This is a genomic window from Streptomyces sp. S6, assembly GCF_054880855.1.
In genome coordinates this window covers 1-11,519 of the sequence record NZ_JBTYMC010000220.1, presented here as the reverse complement: position 1 = coordinate 11,519, position 11,519 = coordinate 1, and the positions used below count along the sequence as shown (strand labels likewise).

Annotated in this window: 12 protein-coding genes and 2 pseudogenes; 9 read left to right on the top strand and 5 right to left on the bottom strand. The window is 69.9% G+C overall.

The window, feature by feature from the left end; all coding sequences use genetic code 11:
* A pseudogene (locus tag ACVNF4_RS25290) lies at positions 1-306 on the bottom strand (hypothetical protein); the annotation flags it as partial.
* A gap of 175 nt (positions 307-481) precedes the next feature.
* Here ACVNF4_RS25290 and ACVNF4_RS25285 point away from each other — a divergent pair.
* From ACVNF4_RS25285 to ACVNF4_RS25275, 3 genes are read left to right on the top strand one after another with little or no spacing between them, the layout of a single operon-like run.
* Positions 482-1,225 (top strand): hypothetical protein, encoded by a 744-nt coding sequence (locus ACVNF4_RS25285; protein ID WP_461805174.1) that lies wholly within the window; start codon positions 482-484, stop codon positions 1,223-1,225.
* Positions 1,222-1,902 carry a DUF4166 domain-containing protein gene (locus ACVNF4_RS25280; RefSeq protein WP_461805173.1) on the top strand — a complete coding sequence of 227 codons (681 nt, stop codon included), beginning with the start codon at positions 1,222-1,224 and terminating at the stop codon, positions 1,900-1,902. The genes ACVNF4_RS25285 and ACVNF4_RS25280 overlap by 4 nt, the downstream gene beginning before the upstream one ends.
* A complete protein-coding gene (locus ACVNF4_RS25275) occupies positions 1,899-2,543 on the top strand; it encodes a TetR/AcrR family transcriptional regulator (RefSeq protein WP_461805172.1) in 645 nt (214 codons plus the stop codon). The genes ACVNF4_RS25280 and ACVNF4_RS25275 overlap by 4 nt, the downstream gene beginning before the upstream one ends.
* 433 nt (positions 2,544-2,976) lie before the next feature.
* On the opposite strand, the gene ACVNF4_RS25270 is transcribed toward ACVNF4_RS25275, so the two are convergent.
* Together ACVNF4_RS25270 and ACVNF4_RS25265 are read right to left on the bottom strand one after the other, a co-directional pair.
* The gene (locus ACVNF4_RS25270; RefSeq protein WP_461805171.1) at positions 2,977-3,270 is read right to left on the bottom strand and encodes an MTH1187 family thiamine-binding protein; all 294 of its coding nucleotides are present in this window, start codon (positions 3,268-3,270) and stop codon (positions 2,977-2,979) included.
* Complete coding sequence (locus ACVNF4_RS25265) at positions 3,267-3,617, bottom strand: DUF3817 domain-containing protein (protein WP_461805170.1); 351 nt, start codon at positions 3,615-3,617, stop codon at positions 3,267-3,269. The genes ACVNF4_RS25270 and ACVNF4_RS25265 overlap by 4 nt, the downstream gene beginning before the upstream one ends.
* 186 nt (positions 3,618-3,803) lie before the next feature.
* On the opposite strand from ACVNF4_RS25265, the gene ACVNF4_RS25260 reads away from it, so the two are divergent.
* From ACVNF4_RS25260 to ACVNF4_RS25245, 4 genes are all read left to right on the top strand, one after another.
* Positions 3,804-4,436 carry an AIM24 family protein gene (locus tag ACVNF4_RS25260; protein ID WP_461805175.1) on the top strand — a complete coding sequence of 211 codons (633 nt, stop codon included), beginning with the start codon at positions 3,804-3,806 and terminating at the stop codon, positions 4,434-4,436.
* A 1-nt stretch (position 4,437) separates the two neighbouring features.
* Positions 4,438-5,088, top strand: coding sequence for an AIM24 family protein (locus tag ACVNF4_RS25255; protein WP_461805169.1), 651 nt, complete (start codon positions 4,438-4,440; stop codon positions 5,086-5,088).
* Positions 5,085-5,885, top strand: coding sequence for an AIM24 family protein (locus tag ACVNF4_RS25250; RefSeq protein ID WP_461805168.1), 801 nt, complete (start codon positions 5,085-5,087; stop codon positions 5,883-5,885). Before ACVNF4_RS25255 ends, ACVNF4_RS25250 begins: the two co-directional genes overlap by 4 nt.
* An 88-nt stretch (positions 5,886-5,973) precedes the next feature.
* Entirely contained in the window at positions 5,974-6,450 is a 477-nt protein-coding gene (locus ACVNF4_RS25245; RefSeq protein ID WP_461805167.1) for a MarR family winged helix-turn-helix transcriptional regulator, read from the top strand.
* 177 nt (positions 6,451-6,627) lie between these two features.
* Here the strand turns inward: ACVNF4_RS25245 and meaB are convergent, their stop codons facing one another.
* Together meaB and ACVNF4_RS25235 are read right to left on the bottom strand one after the other, a co-directional pair.
* On the bottom strand, positions 6,628-7,584 hold the full coding sequence (gene meaB / locus ACVNF4_RS25240; RefSeq protein WP_461805166.1) for a methylmalonyl Co-A mutase-associated GTPase MeaB: 957 nt from the start codon (positions 7,582-7,584) through the stop codon (positions 6,628-6,630).
* A 67-nt stretch (positions 7,585-7,651) separates the two neighbouring features.
* The gene (locus ACVNF4_RS25235) at positions 7,652-8,839 is read right to left on the bottom strand and encodes an acetyl-CoA C-acetyltransferase (protein ID WP_461805165.1); all 1,188 of its coding nucleotides are present in this window, start codon (positions 8,837-8,839) and stop codon (positions 7,652-7,654) included.
* 157 nt (positions 8,840-8,996) lie between these two features.
* Between ACVNF4_RS25235 and mce the strand changes: the two genes are divergently transcribed.
* On the top strand, positions 8,997-9,437 hold the full coding sequence (gene mce / locus ACVNF4_RS25230) for a methylmalonyl-CoA epimerase (RefSeq protein WP_461805164.1): 441 nt from the start codon (positions 8,997-8,999) through the stop codon (positions 9,435-9,437).
* A gap of 211 nt (positions 9,438-9,648) precedes the next feature.
* Positions 9,649-11,406, top strand: a pseudogene (locus ACVNF4_RS25225) (hypothetical protein); the annotation flags it as partial.
* Between the last annotated feature and the right edge of the window lie 113 nt (positions 11,407-11,519).

The following is an 11,519-nucleotide window of genomic DNA, read 5'->3' as shown; positions in this document are numbered from 1 at the left end:
CTCGGCGGCGGGTTCGGCGGCGGCGGGTTCGGCGGGGGCGGGTTCGGCGTTGGAGGGTTCGGCGTTGGAGGGTTCGACGTCCGACGCCTCCGTCTCGTACGACACTCTCCCGTCCCGCCCCACCCGCACCGTCAACCCGCGCGCGTGCCCGTCTGCCGTCAACGCCTCGACACTCACCGTCTCCCCGCGCCCCGGCACGACCGCGCCGACCCCGCCGTACGCGACGACCTGTTGCACCGGCCGGCCCGCCACCAGCGAACCCAGCAGCACGACCACCGCCCCCGCCCTGCCCAGCAGCCCCAGCACTGCACGCCTCCCCTGCATACCGCTCTTGCGATGAACGCGGCAGAGCCTAACGCCGCTCACAGGTATGCCCGTTCACACGAAATCCGGCGTTGAGCACTCGCTCAAACATGTGTACTGTCAGCGACAGAGACTTTGAGCGAGTGCTCAAATACCGTCTCTATCTGGGGGAATGAAGATGGGGCTCTATATAGAGGCGCACATCCGCGCCGACTTGGACGACCTGTGGGCCCGCTCACAGGACCCCGCGCAGCATCAGCGCTGGGACCTCCGGTTCACCACAATCGACTACCTCCCGCGCGCGGAAGGCGAGCCTCAGCACTTCCGGTACGCCACGCGCGTGCTGCCGTTCCTGACGGTCGCCGGCACGGGAGTCAGCGCGGGCGAGACCGAACGCCCGGACGGCACAAGGACGTCGGCCCTGCGGTTCGCCTCCCCGCATCCCCTCTCGCTCCTCAAGGAGGGCGGCGGGTACTGGCGTTACGTCCCGGAGGGAGACGGCGTCCGCTTCCTCACGGGATACGACTACCAGCCGCGCTGGGGCCGGTTCGGCCGGTACGCGGACCGTTTCGTGTTCCGCCCGCTGATGGTGTGGGCGACGGCGTGGTCGTTCGACCGGCTGCGGCTGTGGGTGGAGAAGGGGATCACGCCGGAGCGGGCGCTGTGGAACTGGCTGACGGAACTCGCCGTCCGCGCGGTCGTGTTGACGGTGGCCTGTGCGGGCATCGGGACGGGCCCCGAACTGGGCGACTACGCCGCCCCGCTGATGTTCGTCATCCCCCAACTCCTGCTGATCGCCGCCTGCCTGGCCCTGTTCAAGGCGCCCCTGCCGTGCGTGCCCGCCGCCCGGCGCTGCATCCGCCGCGCACCGGAACGCGCGCGTGCGCCCCGGGTGATGCGCGTGCTGGGGTCGCCGCGATGAGTTCGATCTTCCGGCGGGCCATGGGCGACGACGCGTTCGGGCGCCTCCACCCCGAACTCCGCCGCCGTTTCTCCGTGGGCCTCGCGAGCGGGGAGGCGTGCACGGGACGGGGGGGCATGTCCCGCATCTGGCACGGGCCTTCGTTCGTGAAGCCGTTCCTCGCGCTCGGGGGGACCCGCAACATCCTCGTCCCCCGCGCGGGCCGCGATGTTCCGTTCGTGATCGAGAATGTCCCTTACGTCGACTCCTACGGGCGGGAAACCGTCAGCTTCGTGCGGACGTTCGCCCTTCCCGGGCGCCAACGGCGGTTCGACGCGCAGATGGTGCTGGGACCCGAGGGACGCGTCCTCGACTACCTCGGCACCCACCAGCACCTCGCCACCGACCTCACCTTCCACGCCGAGCCCGACGGCTCCCTCCTCATCCGCTCCGGCGAACACCGGTTCCGGGAAGGGCCGGTGGACGTGCGCGTGCCCGAATTCATCGGCGCCGACGCGGAGGTGCGGGAGTCGTTCGACGACGCGTCCGGGCGGTTCCGGATCCAAGTCCGGGTCGTCAACCGGCGGTTCGGGCCGCTCTTCGGGTACGAGGGGTCCTTCCGGGCCGAGTACAGCGATGTACGACACTGCGGGGTACGGGCCGGGCTGCGGCCGGTGAGAGAGGAAGCGCGCGCATGAGTCCAGCGCAGGACACCCGGACGAAACTCCTGGAGGGGGCGCTGCGCACGCTCACCGAGCAGGGCATCGCCAAGACGTCCGCCCGGTCCGTCGCGAGTGCCGCCGGCGTCAACCAGGCCCTCGTCTTCTACCACTTCGGCTCCGTCGACGAACTCCTCGCGGCTGCCTGCGGGTACGGCGCCGAGCAGTCCGTCTCGCGCTACCGGGAACGGTTCGACGAGGTGCGGTCCCTGTCCGAACTCCTCGCGCTGGGGCGGGAGATCCACGCCTCCGAGCAGGACTCCGGGAACGTCGCCCGCCTCGGTCAACTCCTCGCCGGCGCGCAGACGCACCCCGCTCTGGGACCCGCCACCGCCGCCGGGCTCGACCTGTGGATCGTCGAGATCGAGAAGGTGCTGCGCCGGGTACTGGCGGCAACGCCGTTGGGCGAGTTCGCGGACCCCACGGGGCTGGCGCGGGCTGTGGCGGCTTCGTTCGTGGGGATCGAGCTGTACGAGGGGGTGGACGCCGAGGGGGCCACTGCGGCGCTGGACGCCTTGGAGCAACTGGGGCTGCTGGTGGGGGCGTTGGAGGAGCTGGGGCCGATCTCCCAGCGGGCGGTGCGGCAGTATTTGCGGCGGGCTTCGGGGCGGGAGCGGTGAGCTGCCGGGTGCGGGTGCGTCGTGGTTGATCGCGCAGTTCCCCGCGCCCCCAGGTAGGCTGCGGCACCCTCGGTGAAGGGGCCGGCATGAGTGAAGACGTCCTGTCCCTCATCCCCACCGACCCCCACTGGCAGCCCGCCTCGAACTCGGCGGACGCGGCAGCGGCGTTCGTCACCTATTGGTTCCCCAAGAACGCCACCCGTGTGGAGGTCGACTGGCACGACACCGCCCCCGCCGTCGACTGCGGGGACGGGTTGGAACGAATCGGTTGTCCTGTGTGCGGCGTGCCCCGCTGCGGAGCGCCCCTCTCCCTCGGCACCCTCCACTTCGAGGCCCCCTGCGGGTTCTCCCGGTTCGAGATCGCCGTCCGGAACCCCCAGCGCGGCTCTCGGGCACCCCGTCCGGCAGATCCGCGCCTACATCTGAGGTACGGCTACTGCGCGAGGTGGCGTTCGACCGTCTCCACCTTGGACGTCAGTCCGTCCGTGACGCCGAGGCGGATGTCGGCCTTGAGGACGAGGGAGACGCGGGGGGCGCGTTCCTCGACGGCGGCGACGGCTCGCCGGACGACGTCCATGACCTCGTCCCACTCGCCCTCGATGGACGTGAACATGGCGTCGGTGCGGTTGGGGAGGCCGGACTCGCGGACGATGCGGACGGCGTCGGCGACGTATTCGCCGACGTCCTCACCGACGCCGAGGGGGGTGACGGAGAAGGCGACGATCATGCGTCCACGGTCCCTTCCTTGCTCGCGCGGGCTGCGATCACCGCGTCCTCGGACTCGCGGCGCAGGCGGCGGTCGAGGATGAAGCTGCCGCCGGGGATGACCGAGTACGCGAAGTAGAGCAGGCCGGTGTTGCGGTCCCACTTGGCGCGGTTCCAGGCGTCGGCCCAGAAGATCACGTAGATGGTGAACAGGGTGCCGTGGATCGGGCCCATCACGGGGGCCGCGTCGAAGGACTCGGTGATCCCGTACTTGATGATCGTGCAGACGAGCAGGATGATCCAGGAGATGCCCTCCGGAATGGAGATCAGGCGCAGGCGTCGGATGGCGGATGCGGTCTTGAGGTCCACGGGTCTCCTTCGAGCAGGGGGCGTCTCGCTGCTGAGCAGGGGTTTTCGCGCGAGCCCTTGTGAACACGCGCACAAGCGTTCGTCCATTGTGGCAAACCCTGCCCCTAGGGGTCCCTTCAGGGTCGGTATCCACCCGTGGGCCCTGTTCTCTCCACCCTTCCACCGGATACCTTCGGCGTCGTGGCGATGTTCCGACTGCAAGGCAGCAAGGTGCTGGCCGTCGAGATGACCGGCGATTCCGTGAAGGCCAAGAACGGCTCGATGGTCGCGTACGACGGACAGATGGCGTTCAAGAAGCTCACGGGCGGCGGTGAGGGTCTGCGCGGGATGGTGACCCGGCGGCTGACCGGCGAGCAGATGACGGTGATGGAGGTGAAGGGGCACGGGATCTGCTGGTTCGCCGACCGCGCCTCGGAGATCAACCTCGTCGGTCTCCAGGGGGACAAGCTGTACGTGGAGTCGAGCAACCTGCTCGCGACGGACGCGGGACTGCGGACCGGCACGACGTTCACGGGTCTGCGCGGCGCCTCGCAGGGCAACGGCCTGTTCACGACGACCGTCGAGGGGCACGGCCAGGCGGCGATCACGTCGGACGGCCCGGCGGTGGTCCTGCGGGTCACTCCGCAGTACCCGCTGACGGTCGACCCGGGGGCGTACGTCGCCCACCAGGGCAACCTCCGCCAGTCCTTCCAGGCCGGTGTGACGTTCCGCACGCTGATCGGCGAGGGCGGCGGCGAGGCTTTCCAGATCCGCTTCGAGGGAGACGGCCTGGTGTACGTCCAGCCCAGCGAGCGCAACACGATCGCGGGGGATGTGTGAGATGACCTTCCGTGAGATCAACTCCAAGATGATCGAGGCGACGGTCGCGCCGGGTCAGCGCCTGTTCAGCCAGCGCGGCGCGATGCTCGCCTACAAGGGCGAGGTGTCGTTCACGCCGAACATCCAGGGCGGCCAGGGCGGTGTGATGTCGATGCTGGGCCGCCGCCTGGCGAACGAGGACACCCCTCTGATGACGGTCGAGGGCAGCGGCACGGTCCTGTTCGGGCACGGCGGGCACCACGTCCAGGTGATCAACCTCGCCGGGGACACGCTGTACGTGGAGGCCGACCGCCTCCTCGCCTTCGAGGGCACCCTCCAGCAGGGCACGATGTTCATGGGCTCCCAGGGCGGCGTCATGGGCATGGTCCGCGGCCAGGTCAGCGGGCAGGGCCTGTTCACGACGACCCTGAAGGGCCACGGCGCGGTGGCGGTCATGGCGCACGGCGGCGTCTTCGAGGTCCCGATCACCCCGAACCGCCCGGTCCACGTCGACCCCCAGGCGTACGTCGCCCACCACGGCGACGTCCGCAACAAGCTCTCGACGGCCCTCGGCTGGCGGGACATGGTCGGCCGGGGTTCCGGCGAGGCGTTCCAACTCGAACTGAGCGGCAACGGCGCGGTGTACGTGCAGGCGTCGGAGGAGAAGCTGTGAACCACTACGCGGGCGCGGGCCCGGTGGTCTACGACCCCATGTCGTTGCCGGTCGACGACAACGTCAACTCCTACACCTTCTGTGTGGAGCTCAAGGGGAGCCAGTGGTTTCTCCAGAAGGGGAAGATGATCGCCTATTACGGGGCGATGGAGTTCAACGGCATCGGGCACGGCCGGCTGGACCGGCTGGTGCGGACGTCGTTCCATTCGCCTCTGCACGCGAGTGACTGGGTGGTGGCGGAGGGCTCGGGCAAGATGCTGCTCGCCGACCGGGCGTTCGACGTCAACTCGTACGACCTGGAGGACGGCAACCTCACCATTCGCTCGGGCAACCTCCTCGCGTTTCAGCCAAGTCTCGCGCTGAAGCAGTCGATCGTGCCGGGGTTCCTGACGCTGATCGGGACGGGCAAGTTCGTCGCCGCGTCCAACGGTCCGGTGGTGTTCATGGAGCCGCCGATCCGGGTGGACCCGCAGGCGCTGGTCGGCTGGGCGGACTGCCCGTCGCCGTGCCACCACTACGACCACGGCTATATGACGGGCCTGTTGGGCGGTCTACGTGCGATGACGGGCATCGGCGGCGCCTCGGGCGAGGAGCACCAGTTCGAGTTCGTCGGCGCCGGGACCGTCCTCCTCCAGTCGACCGAGATGCTGATGGCCGAGCAGGCGACGGGCGTGGTGCCGACGGAACCGGGCGTTCCGGGCGGCGGGGCGCACGGCGGGCAGGGGTTCGGCGGGCAGTCGGGGGGACAGCGCCTTCCCGGACAGCTCGGCGATCTCCAGCGTCGCTTCGGGCTGTGAACGGTAGTCTGCGGAGTGTGACGTCGAACGGGTGCGCGCCGTCACGCTCTTCTCATTAATATTTCAACTTTTTAGGTAGAATTCTTTTATGGAGACCGAGACGGCAACACGTTGGCTGACCGAAGCGGAGCAGGGCGCCTGGCGCACCCAGCTGGAGGTCAACAGGCTGCTGATGCACCAACTGGAGAAGGATCTCCAGCCGTTCGGGCTGACGATGAACGACTACGAGATCCTGGTCAACCTCTCCGAGTCCCCCGACGTCCGGATGCGGATGAGCGACCTCGCCTCCGCGACCCTCCAGTCCAAGAGCCGTCTCTCCCACCAGATCACCCGCATGGAGAACGCGAACCTGGTCCGCCGGGAGAACTGCGAGTCCGACCGGCGCGGCCTCTACGCGGTCCTCACCGACCGAGGTCTCGAAGTGATGCGCGAGGTCGCGCCGTTCCACGTCGCCTCCGTCCGCCGCCACTTCATCGACCTCCTCTCCCCCGAGGCGATGGAACACCTCAGCAGGGCCCTCGGCCCGGTCACCGACCACCTCCGCGAGAACCGCGGCCGGCCCTGATTTTTCATAGGCACACCCCTTCAAGGTACTGAAGGCGGACGGTGTCCTCGACGGCGCCGTCCAGGTCCAGCAACTCCGGGTGGGCGGCGGCCACTTCGAACCATGTGCGCAACGAGGCCACGGGACTGAGGGTGGGAGTGTGCACGAGGGAACAGGCCGGGCCCCTCCCCTCGCCCCCTACCCCTCCCGCACCCCCGCCACCAACTCGTCCGCCGCCCGATACGGATCCAGCTCCCCCGCCACGACCCTCCCCGCCAGCACCTCCACTCGCCGGTCCCCCCGCAGATCCCCGATCCTCTCCCGCAACGCGGTGACCGCGATCATCTCGATCTCGTGGGCGGCCCGAGCCCGGCGCCGTTCGGCCAGCACCCCTCGCTCGGCCATCCACCCGCGATGTTTCTCCAGCGCCTCGACGACCTCGTCGACCCCCTCGCCCCGAGAGGCGACGGTCTTCACGATCGGTGGCCGCCAGGCGCCCGGTGCGCGGGATTCCCCGAGGCCGAGCATGTGGTTCAGTTCGCGGGCGGTCGTGTCCGCGCCGTCGCGGTCGGCCTTGTTGACGACGTAGACGTCGCCGATCTCCAGGATCCCGGCCTTGGCGGCCTGGATGCCGTCGCCCATGCCGGGGGCGAGGAGCACCACGCTGGTGTCGGCCTGGGCGGCGATCTCCACCTCCGACTGCCCCACCCCGACGGTCTCGACGAGGACGACGTCGCAGCCGGCGGCGTCCAGCACCCGGATCGCCTGAGGCGCGGCCCAGGCGAGGCCGCCGAGATGTCCCCGGGTGGCCATGGAGCGGATGTAGACGCCGGGGTCGCAGGAGTGGTCGGACATGCGGACGCGGTCCCCCAGCAACGCGCCGCCGGAGAACGGGGAGGAGGGGTCGACGGCGAGGACGCCGACCCGCTTGCCCTGCCGCCGGTACGCGCCGACAAGCGCGGACGTCGTCGTCGACTTCCCGACCCCCGGGGAGCCGGTGAGGCCGACGACGTAGGCGCCGCCGGTGAACGGGGCCAGTGCCGCCATCACCTCTCTGAGCTGCGGGGACGCCCCCTCGACCAGCGAGATCAGGCGGGCGACGGCACGCGGCCCGCCCGCTCTGGCCTGGGCGATCAGGGAGGGGACGTCCTGCATCACGGCTCCGATCCGGCGATACGGCGATGTGATGATCCGACGCTCGGATCATCACCGTAAAACAGAGTTACGCCTTCGCTACCCGCACGATCAGCGCGTCCCCCTGCCCGCCGCCCCCGCACAGCGCGGCGGCCCCGACCCCGCCGCCCCGCCGCTTCAGCTCCAGCGCGAGGTGCAGCACCAGCCGCGCCCCAGACATGCCGATCGGGTGCCCGAGCGCGATCGCGCCGCCGTTCACGTTCACCTTTTCCGGCGATACTCCCAAATCCTTCATGGACTGCACGGCGACGGCGGCGAACGCCTCGTTGATCTCGATCAGATCGAGATCCGCCACCTCCAGCCCCTCCTTGCGCAGCGCGTGCAGGATCGCGTTGGACGGCTGGGACTGGAGGCTGTTGTCGGGGCCGGCGACGTTCCCGTGCGCCCCGATCTCCGCGATCCAGTCGAGCCCCAGCTCCTGCGCCTTCGCCTTGCTCATGACGACGACGGCGGCGGCGCCGTCCGAGATCTGGGAGGAGGAACCGGCGGTGATCGTGCCGTCCTTCGTGAACGCCGGGCGGAGCTTGCCGAGGGACTCGGTGGTCGTCTCGGCGCGGATCCCCTCGTCCTTGCTGAACAGGACCGGGTCGCCCTTGCGCTGCGGAATCTCCACGGGGGTGATCTCGGCCTCGAACAGCCCGTTCTTCTGCGCGGCGGCGGCCCGCTGGTGGGAGAGCGCGGCCACCTCGTCCTGCTCCGCCCGCTTCAGACCGAGCCGGGTGTTGTGCTTCTCCGTCGACTCCCCCATCGCGATGCCCTCGAACGCGTCGGTGAGGCCGTCGTACGCCATCGCATCGAGCATCTCGATCGCGCCGTACTTGTAGCCCTCGCGGGACTTGGGCAGCAGGTGGGGGGCGTTGGTCATGGACTCCTGGCCGCCCGCGACGACGACGTCGAACTCGCCGGCGCGGATCAACTGGTCGGCGAGGGCGATCGCGTCGAGGCCGGAGAGGCAGACCTTGTTGATCGTCAGGGCCGGGACGTTCATCGGGATGCCGGCCTTGACGGCGGCCTGCCGGGCCGGGATCTGGCCGGCGCCGGCCTGGAGGACCTGGCCCATGATCACGTACTGGACCTGGTCGCCGGAGATCCCGGCCCGGTCGAGGGCGGCCTTGATGGCGAAGCCGCCGAGGTCGGCCCCGGAGAACGACTTGAGGGAGCCGAGGAGGCGCCCCATGGGAGTGCGCGCGCCTGCGACGATCACTGAGGTGGTCATGAGCTGCGATCCCCTTACCGGCCTGCACGGGCCCGTATGAAGTGAGTGAACGAGGGTTTACACACAAAGTACTGAGGAGTAGGTCACGCCGTCACCCGGCCGTCGATGTGATCGCCCGCACGTTGCACAACCACCTTTTCAGCGCTCCACTGAACCCATGCTGACGCGAATCGACCACATCGGGATCGCCTGCCACGACCTCGACACGACCGTCGAGTTCTACCGCGCGACCTACGGTTTCGAGGTCTTCCACACGGAGGTCAACGAGGAGCAGGGCGTCCGCGAGGCCATGCTCAAGATCAACGATACGTCCGACGGCGGTTCCTCCTGGATCCAGCTCCTCCAGCCGATCCGCGACGACTCCGCGGTGGGGAAGTGGCTGGCCAAGAACGGCGAGGGCGTCCACCACATCGCCTTCGGCACCGCGGACGTCGACACCGACTCCGAGGCCATCAGGGACAAGGGGATCCGGGTGCTCTACGAGGAGCCCAGGCGGGGCTCCATGGGGTCCCGGATCACCTTTCTGCACCCCAAGGATTGCCACGGTGTCCTCACAGAACTCGTCACATCGGCGCCTGTTGAGTCCGACGAGCACTGACCCACGTACATAAGGGCCGGTAGGGTTGGGGGCGGTTGCCCGCCGCAGGGTGGGGCAACCGCTATGCCGGGGTCCGGGTTTCGGGGTGGGAGCGGCGGGCGCAGCCCGCATTCCGCCGATGATCTGACACCATTCCCCGGGGGCCCCGTCCGGCGGATGGACGGGAGCTCGTTGGACAAGCTTGCGACCAGGGGACGGATGGGACCGCGCAGTGCGGGGCTACGAGAGCCAGGAGCGAGAGCCGGCGGCTGACGTCGACCACCTCACTCGGTTCGAAGCCGAGATGAAACGGCTGAAGACCGAGCGGGAAAAGGCGATCCAGCACGCCGAGGACCTCGGCTACCAGGTCGAGGTGCTGCGCGCCAAGCTGCACGAGGCGCGGCGCACCATCATGACCCGGCCCGCCTTCGACGGCGGTGACATCGGCTACCAGGCCGATCAGTTGCTGCGCAACGCGCAGATGCAGGCCGACCAGCTGCGCCAGGACGCCGAGCGCGAGCTGAGCCAGGCGCGGGCGCAGACCCAGCGGATCCTCCAGGAGCACGCGGAGAACGCGGCCCGGCTCCAGGCGGAGCTGCACCAGGAGGCCGTCACCCGGCGCCAGCAGCTCGACCAGGAGCTGGCGGAGCGCCGGCAGACCGTCGAGTCGCACGTCAACGAGAACGTGGCGTGGGCCGAGCAGTTGCGCTCCCGTTCGGAGGCGCAGGCGCGTCGGCTGATCGACGAGTCGCGCGGTGAGGCCGAGCAGGCTCTCGCGGCGGCCCGCGCGGAGGCCGAGCGGCTGACGAACGAGGCCCGCCAGCGGCTCACGAGCGACGCCGAGGCGGCCCGTACGGAGGCCGAGCAGACCGTGCTGCGGGCCCGCGCGGACGCGGAGCGGCTGCTGAACGCGGCGGGTGCGCAGGCCCAGGAGGCCACGGACCACGCGGAGCAGCTGCGCACCTCGACGGCGTCGGAGTCGGACGCGGCCCGCCGGCAGGCCGGTGAGCTGTCGCGGGCGGCCGAGCAGCGGATGGCGGACGCCGAGGAGGCGCTGCGCAAGGCGCAGGCCGAGGCGGAGAAGCTCCTCGCGGAGGCCCAGACCTCCGCCGAGAAGACGCTCTCCGCCGCCGAGTCGGCGAACGAGCAGCGCACGCGCACCGCGAAGGAGCAGGTCGCGCGGCTGGTCACGGAGGCGACGAAGGAGGCCGAGGCCACCAAGTCGGACGCCGAGCAGCTCGTCGCGGACGCCCGTGCCGAGGCCGAGAAGATCGTCGCGGAGGCCTCCGAGAAGGCCCGCACGATCACCGCCGAGGAGAGCGCGACCCAGCTGTCGAAGGCCGCGAAGACGGCCGAGGACGTCCTCAACAAGGCGCAGGAGGACGCCCGTTCGACGCTGAAGTCGGCGTCGGAGGAGGCCGAGCGGGTCCGCACCGAGGCCGAGTCCGAGGCGGACCGGCTGCGGGCCGAGGCGCACGACATCGCCGAGCAGCTGAAGGGCTCCGCGAAGGACGACACCAAGGAGTACCGCGCCAAGACCGTCGAGCTCCAGGAGGAGGCGCGGCGGCTGCGGGGCGAGGCCGAGCAGCTCAGGTCGGAGGCGGTCGCCGAGGGCGAGAAGATCCGCGGGGAGGCCCGTAAGGAGGCCGTCCAGCAGATCGAAGAGGCCGCGAAGAGCGCCGAGGAGCTACTGTCCAAGGCGAAGGCCGACGCGGACGAGCTGCGCCAGAAGGCGACGGCGGACAGCGAGAAGGTCCGCACCGAGGCCATCGAGCGGGCGACGTCGCTGCGCCGGCAGGCTGAGGAAACGCTTGAGCGCACCCGCTCGGAGGCGGAGCGCCAGCGGGACGAGGCGGTCGGGCTCGCCGAGACGATCACCGCGAACGCGGAGGACGCCGCGCGGGAGACCCGCGAGGAGGCCGAGCGAGCCATAGCGGCCCGGCAGGCCGAGGCGTCGGACGAGCTGTCCCGGCTGCACACCGAGGCGGAGACTTCCTGATCGAGGCACCGCCCGACCACCTTGCGGCGGCCACGAACGGACCGTGAACTCCCGGGAACTCGACGGCACTTCACCCCGACTACTGGGACGACACCGAAGAACCG